Origin of the sequence: Flavobacterium sp. Sd200 (genome assembly GCF_009826935.1) — a bacterium.
Lineage (GTDB): Bacteria > Bacteroidota > Bacteroidia > Flavobacteriales > Flavobacteriaceae > Flavobacterium.
Map to the genome: position 1 here is coordinate 86459 of NZ_WUMN01000006.1, position 18038 is coordinate 104496.

The window sequence follows — 18038 nt, forward strand, 5'->3', positions numbered from 1 at the left end:
TTTAAAATGTACCTTTGCGCAAAATTTCAGGACTGTAAAATTAAGAAAGTTAGCAAGATGGTGTTTAACAAACGATTTTTAAAAAACTCATTAACAGCCCTTATTGTTGCTGTACCCCTTATTTCTTTTGCAAACGCATCTCAGGATACACTGCAGGAACGCCATGAGGTACGCAACACTGCCAAACTAAAAGTTCATGGTAAACACCATGAGGCTGCAGGTAAGGTTACTCCAAAAGATAAGATAAACGCTCACATTAGCCACCACTTACAGGATGCGCATGAGTTTGTTTTCTTTTCTGACGAAGAGGCAGGCACACACTACGGTTTTCCACTTCCGGTAATACTTATCGATAATGGAGTGAAAGTATTTTCATCATCTAAATTTGACCACGGCCACGCCGTAGCCGAAGCTGGTGGTGATTACTATACACTTCACCACGGTAAAATTTATAAGACTGATGCTCAGGGTTCGCTTAAGTTTGACGAACATGACCATCCAACGAACGTAAAGCCGCTTGATCTTTCGATCACTAAAAACGTGTTTTCGTTATTAATCACATCGTTACTAATATTCTTACTGTTTACAGGTTTAGCCAAAGGCTTTAAAAAAGGACCAAACACCCTGCCTTCGGGCTTTAATCGTGTGCTTGAGCCTCTTGTAATATATGTAAGGGACGAAATTGCAAGACCAAACATAGGCGAAGCAAAATATAAAAAATTCATGCCTTTCCTTTTAACGGTATTCTTCCTTATATGGTTACTTAACCTTATAGGATTAACACCACTGGGCATTAACGTTACAGGTAACATTGCAATAACACTTTGCCTTGCCTTGTTTACGTTTATCATTACACAGTTTAGCGCAAGCAAAGATTACTGGAAACACATTTTCTGGATGCCGGGCGTTCCTGTGCCAATGAAGATAGTTCTTGCACCAATTGAGGTGTTGGGTATGTTTACCAAACCTTTCTCGCTAATGATACGTTTGTTTGCAAACATTACTGCGGGCCACACTGTAGTAATGGGTCTTATAGCTATCGTGTTCTTAATGAAAGAGCAGCTTAGCGTAGGCGGAAGTATAGGTACATCTCTTGCACTAACATTGTTCATCTCTATTATAGAGTTGCTTGTAGCATTTCTTCAGGCGTTTATCTTTACTATGCTGTCATCGCTGTTTATCGGTATGGCGGTACAGGATCATGAGCACGACCATGAACATCATGATGATCATCATGTAAACGATCCTGAAATACCTGTAGTATAAGGTTTTATTGTATTAGAATTTTAATTTAATTATTTATATATCATGACAATTCCAAATTTAGTTGGTGCCGGTCTTATTGTAATCGGAGCCGGTGTAGGTCTAGGTAAAATCGGTGGTTCTGCAATGGACGCTATTGCCCGTCAGCCAGAGGCTGCAGGTAAAATCCAAACTGCAATGATCATCATCGGTGCACTTCTTGAGGGTCTTGCTTTTGGTGCCCTTATCCTTGGTGCATAATTAATAAAACATACATCTGCAACGGTTGGTTGCAGATGTTGTTTTTAAATTTAAAACAACAAACAGTCTAAATATAAAATAATGGATAAGTTAATTAATGATTTTTCTTTCGGTTTGTTCTTTTGGCAAGCCATTATATTAGTAATACTTATTATCCTTCTTGCAAAATTTGCATGGAAACCAATACTTGAGTCACTTTCTGCACGCGAAGAAGGCATTGCTAACGCTATTGCCGCTGCCGAACTTGCACGCCAGGAAATGCAAACCCTAAAAGCGCAAAATGAAGTTATCCTTAAAGAGGCCCGTGCCGAAAGGGATGCTATGATGAAAGAAGCGCGCGAAATAAAAGAAAATATTATTGCAGAAGCTAAAACTGAAGCACAGCTACAGGGTGACAAGCTTATAGAAGCTGCAAAAGCTACTATTGCAAGCGAAAAAAGCATTGCCGTTGCTGAGCTTAAAAGCCAGGTTACTGCCCTGTCTGTAGAAATTGCAGAGAAACTTTTAAAAGCAGAACTTGCTAACAAAGAGGCACAAAACAACCTTGTTGAAAAAATGCTTGCCGACGTTAAATTAAACTAATCCATTAGTAATGACAGGTACAAGAGCTGCATCAAGATATGCTAAAGCACTATTAGAAACGGCACAGCCTGCAGGCATTGCAGAGCAGGTAGGCCAGGACATGGAGCTTATTGCATCTACGTTAAAAAATAATACAGAGCTGCACGACTTTATAAACAGCCCAACCATTAAAGGCGAAGTTAAAGAAAATGCACTTAAAGAAATATTCAGCAACGCACAGGCTACTACTCAGGGGCTTTTTAAACTGTTGCTTGAAAACAAAAGGTTTGCCATTTTACAAGCCATTGCAGAGCAGTACCTGCTTTTGCACGATGCTGCCAACGGTATAGAAGAAGCTGTAGTTACTACCGCTTTTGAAATTACACCGGAGCTGGAGGCTAAAGTGCTTGCCAAAATAAAAGAATTCAGCGATAAAAAAATTACGCTGAAAAACATTGTAGACCCATCTATTATTGGCGGGTTTATAATAAGGGTTGGAGACAAACAGTACAACGCATCTGTTGCTAACAGCCTTAATACATTAAAAAGAGAATTAAGTAATTAGTATTTACCACACATAAGTGTTTAAATTATAACTAACTATGGCGGAGATCAACGCTGCTGAGATATCAGCAATATTAAAGAAACAATTATCGGGTTTCGAATCGGGTGCTACTCTTGAAGAGGTAGGTACGGTTCTTAACGTAGGTGACGGTATTGCCCGTGTTTACGGGTTATCTAACGCGCAATATGGCGAGTTGGTACAGTTTGAAAGCGGACTGGAAGGTATTGTACTAAACCTTGAAGAAGACAATGTGGGCGTGGTATTGCTGGGCCCATCTACAGGGGTTAGGGAAGGATCTACCGTAAAAAGAACACAGCGCATTGCATCACTTAAAGTGGGCGAAGAAATTGTTGGCCGTGTGGTTAACACTCTTGGTGCTCCTATAGACGGTAAAGGACCTATTGGCGGCGACCTTTATGAAATGCCACTTGAGCGTAAAGCTCCGGGTGTAATTTTCCGTCAACCGGTTACTGAGCCTATGCAAACAGGTATTAAAGCTATCGATGCCATGATACCGGTAGGCCGTGGCCAGCGTGAGCTTGTTATTGGCGACCGTCAGACTGGTAAAACTACAGTATGTATCGATACCATCCTGAACCAAAAAGAATTCTATGATGCCGGTAAACCGGTATACTGTATATATGTGGCTGTAGGGCAAAAAGCTTCTACTGTTGCAGGTATTGCCAAAACCCTTGAAGAAAAAGGAGCAATGGCCTATACTATCATTGTTGCTGCAAATGCATCAGACCCAGCTCCAATGCAGGTGTATGCTCCGTTTGCAGGTGCTGCAATTGGCGAGTATTTCCGTGATACAGGCCGTCCGGCGCTTATCATCTATGATGACCTTTCTAAGCAAGCTGTTGCATACCGTGAGGTATCGCTTCTACTTAAAAGGCCACCGGGACGTGAGGCTTACCCTGGAGACGTTTTCTTCCTTCACTCAAGGTTGTTAGAGCGTGCCGCTAAAGTAATTGCTGATGACAGTATTGCTAAAAACATGAACGACCTTCCTGAGTCGCTTAAACCAATCGTTAAAGGTGGTGGTTCGTTAACAGCCCTTCCTATTATCGAAACTCAGGCCGGAGACGTTTCTGCATACATCCCTACAAACGTAATTTCGATTACTGACGGACAGATATTCCTTGAGTCTGACCTATTCAACTCAGGTGTACGTCCGGCTATCAACGTAGGTATCTCTGTATCACGTGTGGGTGGTAATGCACAAATTAAATCGATGAAAAAAGTTGCCGGTACGCTTAAGCTTGACCAGGCACAGTTCCGCGAGCTTGAGGCTTTCTCTAAATTCGGATCAGACCTTGATGCCGCTACACTAAGCGTTATCGAAAAAGGCCGTCGTAACGTAGAGATACTTAAACAGGCGGTTAACGATCCTTATACTGTAGAAGACCAGGTAGCTATTATCTATGCAGGTTCTAAAAACCTACTTAGAAAAGTGCCTGTAAACAAGGTAAAAGAGTTTGAAAAAGACTATATTGAGTATCTTAAAGCTACTCATAAAGATACTTTACTAGCTCTTAAAGCCGGTAAATTTACAGATGAAATTACCGATGTGCTTGAAAAAGCAGCAGTAGAGGTTTCTTCTAAATATTAATTTTTAGATATTAGATTTTAGTATTGAGATGTGAGATTAAAAATCTTGATCCTCACATCTTAATACTTAATACTATACGAGGGGTGTTATGAGAGGTGGCTCTCAATACTAAATTCTCACTACTCAATACTAAATTATAAAATGGCAAACTTAAAGGAAATACGTAGCAGGATCGTTTCTGTTTCATCGACAATGCAAATTACAAGTGCGATGAAAATGGTTTCGGCTGCAAAGCTTAAAAAGGCACAGGATGCCATTACGGCTATGCGCCCTTATTCTGAAAAGCTTACCGAGTTATTACAAAACCTTAGTGCTACCCTTGACGGTGACACCGGAGGTGCTTTTGCCGAGCAACGCCCGGTAAACAAAGTGCTTATCGTAGCCATAACTTCTAACAGGGGTTTGTGCGGTGCGTTTAACTCTAACGTAATTAAGCAGGTTAAAGCTTTACAGGAAAGCTATGCCGGAAAACAGGTAGATGTGCTTGCCATTGGCAAAAAAGGTAACGACGTGCTGAAAAAAATAGCCAATGTTACCGATAATAAAAGCAGCCTGTTTGATGCCCTTACGTTTGAAAATGTTGCGGCAATTGCACAAACGCTTATGGATAAGTTTGCAGCAGGAGAGTATGACAAGATAGAGCTGGTGTACAACCACTTTAAAAATGCGGCTACCCAGGTTGTGCTTACAGAACAGTTTTTACCTTTAAAGCCTGTTGAAGCCAGCAAAGAAAGCACTGTTGCTACTGATTATATTTTTGAGCCGGGTAAAGAAGAAATTGTTCTTAGCCTTATACCACTGTCTTTAAAAACACAGTTGTATAAAGCGGTGCGTGATTCTTTTGCATCTGAGCACGGCGCGCGTATGACGGCTATGCACAAAGCTACCGATAATGCTACCGAGCTTAGAAACCAGCTTAAACTTACTTACAACAAAGCCCGTCAGGCTGCCATTACAGGTGAGATACTTGAAATTGTAGGTGGTGCTAATGCCCTTGCAGGATAAACAAAATATTGCAAAACAAACATAGTTGAAGAGGCTGCCTGAAAAGGTGGCCTTTTTTGATTTTTAGGTGGAAATGTTGATTGTAATATTATAAATCCTACCAAACTCCGCATCAGATTATTACAATATTGCTGCAATATTAAATCTCTGTAATGTGTGCTAAAATTTTATTAAGGGATATCTTCACAAAAAAAAACTTCGCTAATTTTAGTACAGAGAAAACAGTAAAAGATTTCTAACCCTAAAAAATTGAGACTATGCATATCACTATTTTCAGGACATTGTACAAACATGTAATAGACCACGATCTTCTTGAGCGCATTCTAAAAAGGAACAATCTTAATTTTGAAAGAACCGCGTATGAAAGCGGTAACCGCTACAAAATAGTTTCTGATAACGAAAGCTCGATACTTAAATTCAGAAAGATCTTAAAAGAAATATACCCGCAAATAGCCCTAAGTGCTTAATAAAACCCCACAAACAAACTAAAAACCCCTTACTATTTACTGGCAAGGGGTTTTGTATTTTTAACGGTTTATGTGGTATAGCAGGAATGCATAAAAATCAGATTCTTCTTTAAGTTTGTCTTCGCGGTTGGTGGTAACGCCATAGTGCCCGGAGTTTGACCGGGTTTTTAAATACACCGGATTAGTTTGCGCGGCCCTGTTTTGAAGCTTTGCCGCAAACTTAAATGAATGCACAGGAGGAACCCTATCGTCGTTATCAGATGTGATAATAAGTGTTGTTGGGTAATTTACATTATCTTTTATATTGTGATATGGCGAATACTCCATCATGGCAGCAAATTCTTTAGCATCTTCAGGGTTGCCGTACTCGTCAAAATGAAAACGACCAATAGTATAATCATGAAATTTAGCCATATCATATACGCCGACCTTTGGTATAGCCACCTTAAACAACTCAGGATGCTGTACCAATGCAGATCCTACAAGCAGTCCTCCCTGAGAGCCGCCCGTTATGGCAAGCCTGGCCGGAGATGTATAACCCTGTGCAATTAAATACTGTGCAGCATCTATAAAATCATTCAGGGTATTTATCTTTTTTAAACGCCTTCCCTGTCTGTGCCAGTCACGGCCCTTGTCGCCTCCACCCCTAACCTCAGCGTAGGCATATACACCGCCGTTGTTTAAAAAGTAAATCAGTCCATTATCATAACCTGGAAGGTTAACAACCCCAAAGCCACCATAAGCTTCCAATAGCGTTGGGTTGTTGCCGTTTAAAACAGTTCCTTTTTTGTAAACAATGGTAATGGGTACCTGTACACCATCGCGGCTGGTATAGGTTGTGCTCTTGCTCTCAAAATAGTCTACCGGAAATGGCGCTGTGGTCTTAGTAAATGTTTTGCTTACAAAACGATCGTTGGCTCCGGTTTCTAAGTTAAGCGTAAACAATATTGGCGGTATGGTGTAAGACGAGAGGTAAAAGAAAATATCCTTATCATAATAATCACTTCCGGCTACATCAATGTCCATTGCTTTGGGCGTTTGTATCTTTTTTATAAACTTCCCATTATAGTCAAAAAGCATTAGGTAGCTGCCGTCAAGATTTTTATACTTGCACAAAATTCGGTTTTCAAAAAAGTAGGCATGTATAAGCAGTTGATTTTGATATTGCGGTATCACTACTTTCTTCTCAGCAGGACTATCGGGGTCAAAACTTCTCACATCTCCCCAGTTAGATTCTTTGGAAGAATAATAAATACGTCCATTGGTGTAGCCCGACAGATCAAAATCAGGTGGTGATTTATCTATAAACTTTTTAAGCTCAAAATTATCTTTAGTAAGATCGGCATAATATACATCAACTTCTGATTCTCTTTTGTTAGCAACCGTAAGGAATAAGCGTGTACCATCGGCCGATGTAAAATAATGGGTCTGACCCTTAGCATCAGATGCATCAAAAACCATCTTATCTGTGGTAACATCAGTCCCCACTTTATGATAATACACCTGAAATGTAGAATCGACAGCAAACTGAGAGGTATTTATATTCTTATTGTAGAAAACACCTTCGTCTGCTTTCCAGGCCATACCACCAAATTTTGCATTCTTAATCACTTCAGGCAGCTTTTTACCGCCATCTACAGTAACAAAACGAATTTCGTGCTGGTCACTGCCATTAATCATAAGTTTATAAGCCAGCGTTTTAGAATTTACAGATGGTTCATAATCTATAATATTTACTGTTTTACCACTGTAAAAAAAGTTGGGGTTAACCAATGCAATAAAAGCACCGTCGAGCTTTTTCTTATAAGCCAAAGATGCGGTTTGCAATGCATCATCTGTATATCGCACAAGCGAATAGAAATACTTACGGTTTTTGTTAGGTATATTAAAATCGGTTTGATTGTCGTATTTTACAAGTGTTGGCAGCGGATATATTTTAGACATCAGCCCGCCTAAATGCTTATCAGTCAAATCGTTTTGTGCATGTACCCAATTTTCTGTTTCAGGGCTGCGCATGTTTTCGAGCCAGGTATAATCGTCTGTAAACGTAATGCCATGCCTTGTAATGGTTTGCGGAGTTTTTTTGGTGACAGGATAATTTTGTGCAAAAGCCAGTAGAGGCAGCGCACTAATAAGAATAAAAAGTCTTTTCATTTGGTTATATTGGTGGTGCAAATATAAAATAACCTCATCCAACTTACGTTTAAACCTAACAAATTGATAATATAGCCAGCCATTTTTTAATTCGTGCAAAATATGCCTACTTTTGCTTATAAAATATAAAGCCAAGCTTTGAGCCTGTACAAAAACCTGTTTAAACAAACCGCCATATATGGCATAGCTACCGTAGTGCCGCGCATGTTTAGCTTTTTGCTTACACCGCTGTACACAAGCCCGGGAGTTATGGATCTTGACCAGTATGGAAAAGTGTCCATTATATTTTCATGGATCATTTTTTTTAATGTACTGCTGGCTTATGGAATGGAAACTGCTTTTTTTAGGTTTTATAACTCAGAAGACAAAAAACAGGTAATCAGTACCAGCACCATATCTTTAATTTGGTCATCGGTTATTTTTTTATCCCTGGCACTTTTGGGCAGGAATTATTTAGCTGCAGTTCTTGGTATAGAACCCGAATATATTACTTACACCATTTGGGTATTGGTGCTCGATGCATTGGTTATTATTCCTTTTAGCCTTTTACGCGCACAGGGGAGGCCCATATTTTATGCCTTTATAAAAGTTGGCAATGTAGTTTTTAACCTGCTGCTCAATGTATTCTTTTTGCTTTGGCTGCCAAAAATGGCTCAGGATCCCGACAGCTTTTTTGCAACCATCTACACACCGGATTTTGAAGTAGGCTATGTTTTTATAGCCAATGTTTTGGCAAGTTTTGCCACACTGCTGGCACTTGCACCCCACTACCTGCGCCTTTCATGGCACTTTAATCGCGAATTATGGAAAAGAATGATGCACTATTCGTTACCGGTAATGGTGGCAGGTATTGCTTATGCCATAAACGAAAGTTTTTCCAGACCGTTAATGCAATACATGAACGTGCCCGAATCTGAAATTGGTACCTATTCGGCATGCTACAGGCTCACCTTGTTCATGACATTGTTTACAACTGCCTACAGGCTGGGCATAGAGCCGTTTTTCTTTAGCCAGGCAGGCAACGATAATGCAAAGCAAACCTACGCCACCGTAACACGCTATTTTGTAATATTTGGTTCGGTTATCTTTTTAGGAGTTGTGGCCTTTGCCGATGTTTTTAAATGGATACTTCTCCGCGATAAAGCCTTTTGGGAAGCCATGGATGTGGTTCCATTTGTAATACTTGGCAGCTTTTTCCTTGGCATATATACCAACCTGTCAGTATGGTATAAACTGAGCGACCAAACAAAAATGGGGGCCTACATATCATTGCTTGGAGCAGTTGTTACATTAGTGTTCAACATAGCGCTTATACCTATTTGGAGCTACATGGGGTCGGCTATAGGGTCTGTAATGGCCTATGGCACCATGATGGTTGTATCTTACAAACTTGGAGCAAAATACTATCCTATACCCTACAATGTGCGCCGCATGACGTTTTACACAGGCGTGGCCATACTACTTGCCTGTATGTCTTTTTACATACCTATACTTCGCAGCACCTATATTTTTGGTATTGCTGCGTTTGCAGGCTATATATGGCTTGTTTACAAACTGGAAAAAGATTCGCTGCTTAAATTCATAAAAAAATAATATCTTAGTATAATACCATGACCGTTAAAATAATAAACAGATCGCAGCATGCATTGCCTAACTATGAAACCATAGCCAGCGCAGGCATGGATTTGAGGGCTAACTTGACAGAACCTGTAGAGCTTGCCCCATTGGGCAGGGCCATAATAAAAACAGGACTGTTTATAGAGCTGCCAATAGGCTATGAAGCACAGGTGCGCCCAAGGAGCGGCCTTGCAGCTAAAAAAGGCGTTACGGTTCTAAACAGCCCGGGCACTGTAGATGCTGACTATCGTGGAGAGATTGGAGTGATCCTGGTAAATTTATCTAACGAGCCATTTATTGTCGAGAACGGCGAGCGCATTGCACAGCTTGTTATTGCCAAACACGAGCGTGCCGAATGGCTTGAAGCCGATGTGCTTACAGAAACCGTTCGTGGCGAAGGCGGCTTTGGCAGCACAGGGGTTAAGTAATTAAATACAACAAACAAGAATACGACTGAATGAAAATAATAGTTCCTATGGCAGGCAGGGGTTCACGCCTTCGCCCACACACATTAACAGTACCTAAACCACTTATACCTATTGCCGGCAAACCTATAGTGCACCGCCTTGTAGAAGATATTGCCAACGTTTTAAACAAAGACATTGAAGAAATTGCCTTTATTATTCATAAAGATTTTGGAGATAAAGTAGCCGATGAGCTTGTGGCAATTGCCGAAAAACTGGGCGCCAAAGGTTCTATATACTATCAGGAGCAGCCTTTGGGTACTGCACACGCCATTATGAGCGCTAAAGAAAGTATGAGTGGCCCTGTAGTTGTGGCGTATGCCGATACACTATTCCGTGCTGATTTTACGTTAGATACTACAGCCGACAGTGTTATATGGGTGCAGCAGGTAGACGACCCGAGTGCTTTTGGTGTGGTTAAGCTGAATGACAGGAACGAAATAACCGATTTTGTTGAAAAGCCTAAAGAATTTGTAACCGACCTTGCCATTATAGGCATCTATTATTTTAAAAGTGGCGAAACACTACGCGGGGAGCTGCAATACCTTCTGGACAACAACATTACAAAAGGCGGTGAGTATCAGCTAACTGATGCGCTTGAGAACATGAAACAAAAAGGCATGAAATTTGTGCCTGGTAAAGTAGACCACTGGATGGACTGTGGTAATAAGAATGTTACGGTAGACACCAACTCGCGCATGCTGAACTTTTTACACCAGGATGGTCAAAATCTGGTATCTCCGTCGGCAGTTTTAGAGAACAGTACTGTAATACAGCCATGTTTTATTGGCGAGGGTGTTAAATTGGTAAACAGCACTGTAGGTCCAAATGTATCGTTAGGCAATAATACCACCGTACAGGACAGCACTATAAAAAACAGTTTGGTGCAAACGCACACAACCATTGTAAACGCAAACCTGGATAACGCCATGATAGGCAACCATGCTGTGTTTAACGGCAAATTTACAGCCGTAAGCATTGGCGATTATTCGGTTTTAGAATAACATACGCATGAAGTTTAAAATTCTTTTTAGCGGCATTATACTAACAGGGGCATTAACAGCCCCTTTAGCCGTTTTTGCACAACAGGAACCCGAAGAAATTGCACTGGCCAACAGCGAATTTGAAGACAATTTTTATGAGGCTCTTAAACAAAAAGGAATTGAAAACTATGATAAGGCCGTTCAGGCACTTCAAAAGTGCCTTATTAAAGATGCCAACAATCCGGTTATATATCATGAATTGGGTAAAAATTTTCTTGCCCTGCGCAATATGCCCGAGGCAGAGAATGCTTTCTTAAAGGCCACACAGCTCGACCCTAAAAACCGTTGGTACTGGCAGGGACTGTATGATGTGTATTATGAGAATAAAGACTACAACAAGTCTATAGAAGTAGTACAAAAGCTCATGGAGTGGCAAAAAGAATACTATCAGGAAGATTTGGTATCGCTTTACATGTACACCAAACAGCATGACAAAGCTTTGGCGCTTATAAACGAAATGGAAGAAACCGTTGGCGTATCTGAAAAAAGAAAAATGTATAAAGCCCAAATACTTAACACCGGGAAATATGCCAAACCGCAAAAAGACCAGTTGGAAGAAGCTATACGCAAAAACCCAAAAGAAGAGTCTAACTATCTGGACCTGATTTACCTGTACAGCGAAAGTAACCAAGAGGCAAAGGCAGAAGAAGTTGCCAAAAGGCTTGAAAAAGAGATCCCTGGTTCAGACTGGGCACAGGTGGGGCTGTTTAAATTTCATATAAACAAAAATGAGGGCGATAAGGCTTCTGAGTCTATGTTCCGCATATTGCAAAGCCCAAAAATAGATCAAAAAATTAAACACCGTGTGCTAAACGAATTTCTTATCTATGCCAGCAATAACCCCAAATATACGGCAAACCTTGATAAAGCTTTGACCTATTTTGAGGATGACAAAAATGTAAATGCAGTTAAAGAAGTAGGCAAGTTTTATTTTAACAAAAAGAAATTTACTGAGGCTGCGAACTATTTTGCTAAAAGCCTTATTGGAACACCCGATGATATAGAAGCTATAGAACTGTTGCTGTACAGCTATGCCGAAAGTGCCCAAAACGACATACTCCTTCAAAAAGCGTCTGAATATATTGACTCCTACCCTACCCATGCACGATTGTATTATTATGCCGGATTGGGAGCCAACAGGCAAAAACAGTTTGCCAAAGCTAAAGACTGGCTTACTGACGGCCTCGATTTTGTGGTGGAAGACCCGGAACTCGAAGCAGCCTTAAACAAACAACTGGGCGAAGCCTATGGCGGCCTGGGCGATACTAAAAAGAAAGAAACCTACCTTGCAAAGGCAGACAAGCTTGCAAAAACAATAAAACGATAAATGAAGAAAACCATAACACTGCTGCTAACCCTAACGTTGCTGGCCTCGTGCAAAAGCAAACAGGCTGTTGTTGCAGAGCAGGCAGCAGAAGGCTCTAAGCAGGTTACAGAAATCGTAGAAGGACATTATAAAACGGCACGTAAATTTGAAACGCTGCTTATAAAATCTAATGCGCGCTATCAGGATAAGAATACGACGCAAAATGTAACGGCCGAGATTCGCATTAAAAAAGATGAAGCCATACTGGTTAGTATCCGTTTTCTTGGCATTACTATGGCAAAAGCCCTTATTACCCCTAAAGAAGTTAGCTATTACGAAAAACTGAACAGTACTTATTTTAAAGGCGATTATGCTGTTTTGAGCCGATGGCTGGGCACTGACCTTGACTATAAAAAAGTAGAGAACATGCTTGTGGGCGAGGCTTTAGACGACCTTAGCAAAGGAGTTTACAAAGCGTCTTTACAGGACGGAAAATATAAACTTACCGGCAAAGAAAGCGGCAGTACAATTAAAGAATATTTGTTTGAAGGAGCCAACTACCTCCTTAAAAAACAACTTATTACACAGGGTGGTGCACAAGCCCGAAGCCTCGATGTGCAGTATCCTTCGCACAACGAATACCAACAGGCCATACTGCCATCGGCCATAAAAATAGTAGCCGAACAAAAAGATACAGTAAACATTAACATAGAATATACTTCGGTTAAGTTCGACGAAAAATTAACTTTTCCTTATGAAGTGCCCGAAGGTTTTGAACAGATCTTTATAGAGTAAAATATATAAAAAAACATGACCAGATTTTTCCTTACTATTTTACTTATTGCTACCGGTTTTATAGCAAAGGCACAGGGAGGTGCCGAGCAAAAAAAACTGGAAGACCGCAAAGCCCAGATACAAAAAGAAATTTTAGAGCTTAACAACCGTATTAAGGATGAGAGCTCTAAGGAAAAATCGGTATTGGCTAAAATTGAAGACGGCAGGGCTAAAATAAAGCTCAATGAAAGGCTACTGTATACTACCAACAAGCAGGCTCTTTTGATTAATGATGAAATATATGTTAATCAGGTAAAGACTAATAAGCTCAAGGCCGAATTAAAAGTGCTTAAAGAAGATTATGCCAACATGCTGGTGCGTGCCTACAAAACCCGCAGCGACCAAAGCCGCATTATGTTCCTTTTATCGTCTCAGGGCTTTTTGCAGGCTTACAAGAGGCTGCAGTATATGAAGCAGTATGCAAGCTTCAGGAAAATACAGGGCGATGAAATTAAGAGCAAAATGGCCGAGCTTGACACACTGCTCAAAAAGCTTACTGTGCAAAAACAGGAAAAAGTGCGCCTGCTTACAGAGATAGACAATGCCAAAGATGTTCTTGAAAAAGAAAAAAGAGAACAGGAAGACCTGGTTAGAAGTATTCAAAAAGATAAGAAAAAGTTAGCCGCCGATATTACCCGCAAGAAAAAAGAATCGCGCGAAATACAACGCAAAATAGATGCAATGATACGTGCAGCCATTGCGGCAGCCAACAAAAAAACGGCCAAAAAAGCGAGCGAGTCTAAGGCAACAACGGCAGCAGCGGCAAAAGCTTCTACAACAAAAATTACGCTTACAAAAGAGGGCAAGATAGTATCTGACAACTTTAAAGCCAATAAGGGAAGATTGCCTTGGCCTGTTGAAAAAGGATATATTTCTACCGGATATGGCACACAGCCCCACCCTGTTATGAAAAACCTTGAAATTCATAACAGCGGTGTAGATATTACTACAGAGCCGGGCACTAACGTAAGAGCAGTTTTTGGTGGTGAGGTAATGAGTGTACAGGTAATACAAGGCACACGCAATAAAATTGTTTATTTACAGCATGGTGACTTTATAACGGTTTATTATAACCTTGCCACGGTAAATGTCAGTTCTGGCGATAAAGTGTCTTTAAAGCAATCTATAGGCACAGCAGCGGCTAACCCAACAACAGGCAACTCTGTTATAAAATTCCTTGTGCTGCAAAACACTACCTATTTAAATCCGTCTACCTGGATAACAAAATAAAAACCATAAAAAACGGCTGTCTTATTAAGACAGCCGTTTTTACATAATGGTAGAAATTATTATTGTTTAATAACTTTTACAGATGCTACTCCATGTTGTGTATAAGCCTGTAAAATATAGCTTCCATTTGGCAGATGCGCTACGTTTAACGTTACATCAGATGCGTTTGCCAATTGGCTCATAACTTTTTGACCCAGCATATTTATTATCGTTATTTTAGAAATAACTGTACTGCTGTTAACCGTAACTACATCTGTAACTGGATTAGGATAAACCTTTGTAGATTTTAATAAATTGTTATCTCTGCCCATAGCATTTGTAGCAGTAATAGCATGTAGTGGGCTCAGACATCCGTCTATAAAACTTTGCCCAACATAATAGGTATGCTCATGCTCTAAAAAAGTATCCTCAGGTATCGGCTCATACACTCCTGCGTCATTCAATATAAACCAGCTAACAGTAGCATTATATTCAACATCAATATCAAGAGTAGAAACCGTTTCGCCTACATAAAAACTCTGCAAAGCATCGCCTCCCGGTTCAGTCGGTGCATCTACCAGGGTAATCCTTACATAAGTTGGGTTACTGGTACAGCCATTTAAAGATTGTCTTACACTGTAAAGCCCACTGTTAAGATTATCTGTCAATTCAACAGGCTGCGTAATAAAACCTATAAAAGACCAGTTAACCGTAGAACCGCTAACCGTTTGTGCAATAATATCTCCTACTAAGGAACCAGAACATAATGTTTGTTCGGCTTCTGCTTCCGGAGCCCTTGGAACACCCACTGTTACCGTAACTTCTTTAGGAATACTTGTACAAGTACCAATGGTTTGGGTAACCACATAAAGCCCCGAATCTATTGGCACGCCTAATGGTATTTCCTGATCGTTATACGTCCATGTCACCGTTCCTCCTTCTACCCCTGTTCCAATAAGGTCGCTGAGGGTAGAGTTAGGACAAACATATTGTTCCGTAGGACCTTCAGGTTGTGGTGTAATATTTACAATAACGTCTGCCGCAGTTCTTGTGCTCTCACAAACACCGTCTACCTGTGCCACATAATAAGTGCCGGATGCTACCTCGGCTGTTGGAGCAAGTGCTGTTCCTCCTGTCAATGCTGTATACCACCTAAATGTTCCGTTAGTAACAGTTCCTGCTGCCGTTAACTGCGATACAGTGGTTACTCCGCAATATGACTGAGCCTCGGATGTTGGAGCAGCAGGGGTTACACATGGCACGGCAGCCGCCGATACCCCAAATACATTAAGCACACCTTCTGCTGTAGAAGTTTTGGTAAACTGTATACTGCTAACCCTTTTAGACTGGTTGGCAGTAGTTATGTTTATAGTGTACATGTAGATCCTTGGATTGCTAACATCGTTCTGAATGCCGTTATCGTTGCGACTTACACGCCCCATACCCGATATTACAACAGGCAATGAAGTACTGTAATACCAATCGGGCACAACGGTACCGGTTGCGGTTTGTGTAGTACCATCGTCAAAATTTACAACGCTTGTGGTAGTCACCTGGCCGCTGCCCCCGGTAGCCATTACATACACTCTGACTGCCATTATAGGGTTACTGAAAGTGAGTGTACCTGTATCATTAGTTTCCTGCAACCTCAGCGAGTTATTTTCATTAAAAGGTGCAAACTGAAACCGTATGGCACTGTTTGCTGATGCTGTGACCAATCCGCTTGCAGGAATAGCATTGGAATAGGTAGATGAGTTTGGGGTAGACCTGTAATCCGTGGTCATAAAGGCATAATTGGCATTATCAACACCAATGGTGCTGGAAGATGATGCCGCCCCGGTTCCATCGGCAATTACATCAGCATTAAAACCTGATGATACGGTAAGAATTTGATTTGTTTGTGCTGTTGCTGCCCAACCGCAAATAAAAAGCCCCCCAATAAACAATTTGTGTAGTTTTATTTTCATACGCTAATAATTTGGTGATTTAACTTTATTGATGAAAACTATTTGATGTTCAATAAATTTAACAATAAAATATTCACCATATCAGCCTATTGATTGAAATTACAGCATCATAACAATCTTGTTTCGGGTTGTTATATTTTTCTTAAAAAATATGGCTGCCCAAACATAGGCAGCCATATAAAGTGAACCGAAAATATTTTTAATTTACTGTTTTACTACTTTTAAAGATGTACTTCCTGTTGCAGTAGTGGCCTGTAAGATATAGGTTCCGGCAGTAAGTCCGGAAATATTTACCTCAGCATTATTGGCGTTTACAGACTTTCCTAAAACCTTTTGCCCTAAAACATTTGTTATTGTAACCTGAGTAATTGCCTCACTGTTACTTAGGTTAATTAGCTGATTAGCAGGATTAGGATACAATTTAAAATTGCGGAATGCAGAGTTGCCCGTTCCCATTATTTGGTTTACAGTAATGGCATGAAAAGGACTCTCGCAAAAACCGTTAGATTGGGTAACATAATATGTTTGGCCGTCTACTAAAGCTTCTTCCCTGTTAGTAATACGTATCATTTCAGAATTGCCATCCATAACATACCAACGCACTTCGTACCCGTCAATAACAGATATTTCGAGGTTAGCAATAGTTTCGCCAGCACTAAATTGTTGTGGAGATGTGCCACCTGCTTCGGCAGGGGTTTCAGTAAGATTTACACGCACATGGGCAATACCGCTTGTACAGCCATTTACGGTTTGGGTTACGCCATACCAGCCACCGTCAATAATATCTACTTCCGGCTCTACGGGTTGGGTAATAAATCCAATAAACATGTAGTTTAGCGTAGCTCCCTCTTCTGCAGAGGCAACTATATCGCCTACTTTAGCCCCAAAACAAAGTGTCTGAATTTCGTCAGCGCGGGGTATTGGACATTGGGCAAAAGCCCCTGTGGCTGTAAGGAAACTCCCTACAACCAAATTAAATAAATTCTTTTTCATAGCAATAATTTTTCGGTATAACAGGCATTCGCCTTTTTACCCTACCAAAAATTAATACTATTTTACTTGTTATGAAGAAGGGTAAACAGTATATCGATTTTAAAAAAAGTACTCTTTATACAAAGAGTGCCTTAAGCTCTGTAGCATCGTGTGGGTTCATTTTACCCGCCAGTACCAAACTAAGTTGCCTGCGTCGCAAAGCGGCTTCATAGCGTTGGATTTCGAGTTCTGTTTGCGGAATTAACGGCAATACTTTTACAGGGTTTCCTGCTTCGTCTACAGCTACAAAGGTATAGATTGCTTCATTGGCTTTGGTTCGTTCGCCCGATGTACGGTCTTCGATCCATACATCAATAAACGTTTCCATACTTGAGTTAAACGTGCGCGAAACTTTTGCCTCTATAGTAACAACACTACCCAACGGTATAGACCTGTTAAACGCCACGTGATTTACCGATGCCGTAACTACAATATACCCGCTGTGGCGGCGCGCCGCAATACTTGCAGCCCTATCCATACGGGCAAGAAGCTCGCCTCCAAAAAGATTGTTCAGTGGGTTAGTTTCGCCAGGCAAAACAATATCAGTCATAATACAAACGGAGTCGGCAGGGTGTTTTCCGGTCATGTGTTTTTTTTTGCAAAGATACTCTTCTTTTGCCCTGAAACAAAAGACAGGTAAAATTCAGGATTTAACTTTGCGAATCTCTATGGCTTCTCCGGACATCTTTGTGATATAAG

Annotated in this window: 17 protein-coding genes; 13 read left to right on the forward strand and 4 right to left on the reverse strand. The window is 40.7% G+C overall.

All coding sequences use genetic code 11. From position 1 onward, the window contains the following. Nucleotides 1-57: 57 nt before the first annotated feature. The 7 genes from atpB (at nt 58) to GR160_RS15370 (ending at nt 5713) form a co-directional block, all read left to right on the forward strand. Complete coding sequence (atpB, locus tag GR160_RS15340; RefSeq protein ID WP_160750772.1) at nt 58-1266, forward strand: F0F1 ATP synthase subunit A; 1209 nt, start codon at nt 58-60, stop codon at nt 1264-1266. Nucleotides 1267-1308: 42 nt separating this feature from the next. Next, nucleotides 1309-1503, forward strand: a complete 195-nt coding sequence (locus tag GR160_RS15345; protein ID WP_054408754.1) for an ATP synthase F0 subunit C — start codon at nt 1309-1311, stop codon at nt 1501-1503. A gap of 81 nt (nt 1504-1584) precedes the next feature. Then, entirely contained in the window at nt 1585-2085 is a 501-nt protein-coding gene (locus GR160_RS15350; RefSeq protein WP_160750773.1) for a F0F1 ATP synthase subunit B, read from the forward strand. A 10-nt stretch (nt 2086-2095) separates the two neighbouring features. After that, a complete protein-coding gene (atpH, locus tag GR160_RS15355; RefSeq protein WP_160750774.1) occupies nt 2096-2629 on the forward strand; it encodes an ATP synthase F1 subunit delta in 534 nt (177 codons plus the stop codon). A gap of 37 nt (nt 2630-2666) precedes the next feature. Then, nucleotides 2667-4241, forward strand: a complete 1575-nt coding sequence (gene atpA, locus GR160_RS15360; protein WP_160750775.1) for a F0F1 ATP synthase subunit alpha — start codon at nt 2667-2669, stop codon at nt 4239-4241. A 141-nt stretch (nt 4242-4382) separates the two neighbouring features. Further along, nucleotides 4383-5246 (forward strand): ATP synthase F1 subunit gamma, encoded by an 864-nt coding sequence (atpG, locus tag GR160_RS15365; RefSeq protein ID WP_160750776.1) that lies wholly within the window; start codon nt 4383-4385, stop codon nt 5244-5246. 257 nt (nt 5247-5503) lie between these two features. Further along, nucleotides 5504-5713, forward strand: coding sequence for a hypothetical protein (locus tag GR160_RS15370; RefSeq protein WP_160750777.1), 210 nt, complete (start codon nt 5504-5506; stop codon nt 5711-5713). A gap of 60 nt (nt 5714-5773) precedes the next feature. Here the strand turns inward: GR160_RS15370 and GR160_RS15375 are convergent, their stop codons facing one another. Then, complete coding sequence (locus tag GR160_RS15375) at nt 5774-7867, reverse strand: prolyl oligopeptidase family serine peptidase (RefSeq protein WP_160750778.1); 2094 nt, start codon at nt 7865-7867, stop codon at nt 5774-5776. A 138-nt stretch (nt 7868-8005) separates the two neighbouring features. Between GR160_RS15375 and GR160_RS15380 the strand changes: the two genes are divergently transcribed. From GR160_RS15380 to GR160_RS15405, 6 genes are read left to right on the forward strand one after another with little or no spacing between them, the layout of a single operon-like run. Further along, nucleotides 8006-9460, forward strand: coding sequence for a lipopolysaccharide biosynthesis protein (locus GR160_RS15380; protein WP_160750779.1), 1455 nt, complete (start codon nt 8006-8008; stop codon nt 9458-9460). 17 nt (nt 9461-9477) lie between these two features. Beyond that, nucleotides 9478-9912, forward strand: a complete 435-nt coding sequence (dut, locus tag GR160_RS15385) for a dUTP diphosphatase (protein ID WP_160750780.1) — start codon at nt 9478-9480, stop codon at nt 9910-9912. Nucleotides 9913-9941: 29 nt separating this feature from the next. Beyond that, nucleotides 9942-10952, forward strand: coding sequence for a sugar phosphate nucleotidyltransferase (locus GR160_RS15390; RefSeq protein ID WP_160750781.1), 1011 nt, complete (start codon nt 9942-9944; stop codon nt 10950-10952). 7 nt (nt 10953-10959) lie between these two features. Further along, a complete protein-coding gene (locus tag GR160_RS15395; protein ID WP_160750782.1) occupies nt 10960-12318 on the forward strand; it encodes a lipopolysaccharide assembly protein LapB in 1359 nt (452 codons plus the stop codon). Beyond that, nucleotides 12319-13092 carry a DUF4292 domain-containing protein gene (locus GR160_RS15400; RefSeq protein ID WP_160750783.1) on the forward strand — a complete coding sequence of 258 codons (774 nt, stop codon included), beginning with the start codon at nt 12319-12321 and terminating at the stop codon, nt 13090-13092. Between the two features lie 15 nt (nt 13093-13107). Further along, entirely contained in the window at nt 13108-14361 is a 1254-nt protein-coding gene (locus GR160_RS15405) for a murein hydrolase activator EnvC (protein WP_160750784.1), read from the forward strand. A 59-nt stretch (nt 14362-14420) separates the two neighbouring features. Here the strand turns inward: GR160_RS15405 and GR160_RS15410 are convergent, their stop codons facing one another. The 3 genes from GR160_RS15410 to GR160_RS15420 form a co-directional block, all read right to left on the reverse strand. Next, a complete protein-coding gene (locus GR160_RS15410; RefSeq protein WP_160750785.1) occupies nt 14421-16307 on the reverse strand; it encodes a T9SS type A sorting domain-containing protein in 1887 nt (628 codons plus the stop codon). 204 nt (nt 16308-16511) lie between these two features. Then, nucleotides 16512-17300, reverse strand: a complete 789-nt coding sequence (locus GR160_RS15415; RefSeq protein ID WP_160750786.1) for a T9SS type A sorting domain-containing protein — start codon at nt 17298-17300, stop codon at nt 16512-16514. A 115-nt stretch (nt 17301-17415) separates the two neighbouring features. After that, nucleotides 17416-17925: an acyl-CoA thioesterase gene (locus GR160_RS15420; RefSeq protein WP_160750787.1), complete on the reverse strand. Its 510-nt coding sequence runs from the start codon at nt 17923-17925 to the stop codon at nt 17416-17418. Between the last annotated feature and the right edge of the window lie 113 nt (nt 17926-18038).

Bases quoted from the DNA above. Each gene is read 5' to 3' on its own strand.
- GR160_RS15375 (WP_160750778.1), bottom strand. From the start codon at position 7,867: ATGAAAAGACTTTTTATTCTTATTAGTGCGCTGCCTCTACTGGCTTTT.
- GR160_RS15405 (WP_160750784.1), top strand. From the start codon at position 13,108: ATGACCAGATTTTTCCTTACTATTTTACTTATTGCTACCGGTTTTATA.
- GR160_RS15420 (WP_160750787.1), bottom strand. From the start codon at position 17,925: ATGACCGGAAAACACCCTGCCGACTCCGTTTGTATTATGACTGATATT.
- GR160_RS15390 (WP_160750781.1), top strand. From the start codon at position 9,942: ATGAAAATAATAGTTCCTATGGCAGGCAGGGGTTCACGCCTTCGCCCA.
- GR160_RS15400 (WP_160750783.1), top strand. From the start codon at position 12,319: ATGAAGAAAACCATAACACTGCTGCTAACCCTAACGTTGCTGGCCTCG.
- GR160_RS15415 (WP_160750786.1), bottom strand. From the start codon at position 17,300: ATGAAAAAGAATTTATTTAATTTGGTTGTAGGGAGTTTCCTTACAGCC.
- GR160_RS15370 (WP_160750777.1), top strand. From the start codon at position 5,504: ATGCATATCACTATTTTCAGGACATTGTACAAACATGTAATAGACCAC.
- atpB (WP_160750772.1), top strand. From the start codon at position 58: ATGGTGTTTAACAAACGATTTTTAAAAAACTCATTAACAGCCCTTATT.
- atpH (WP_160750774.1), top strand. From the start codon at position 2,096: ATGACAGGTACAAGAGCTGCATCAAGATATGCTAAAGCACTATTAGAA.
- atpA (WP_160750775.1), top strand. From the start codon at position 2,667: ATGGCGGAGATCAACGCTGCTGAGATATCAGCAATATTAAAGAAACAA.
- GR160_RS15410 (WP_160750785.1), bottom strand. From the start codon at position 16,307: ATGAAAATAAAACTACACAAATTGTTTATTGGGGGGCTTTTTATTTGC.
- GR160_RS15395 (WP_160750782.1), top strand. From the start codon at position 10,960: ATGAAGTTTAAAATTCTTTTTAGCGGCATTATACTAACAGGGGCATTA.
- dut (WP_160750780.1), top strand. From the start codon at position 9,478: ATGACCGTTAAAATAATAAACAGATCGCAGCATGCATTGCCTAACTAT.
- GR160_RS15345 (WP_054408754.1), top strand. From the start codon at position 1,309: ATGACAATTCCAAATTTAGTTGGTGCCGGTCTTATTGTAATCGGAGCC.
- GR160_RS15350 (WP_160750773.1), top strand. From the start codon at position 1,585: ATGGATAAGTTAATTAATGATTTTTCTTTCGGTTTGTTCTTTTGGCAA.
- atpG (WP_160750776.1), top strand. From the start codon at position 4,383: ATGGCAAACTTAAAGGAAATACGTAGCAGGATCGTTTCTGTTTCATCG.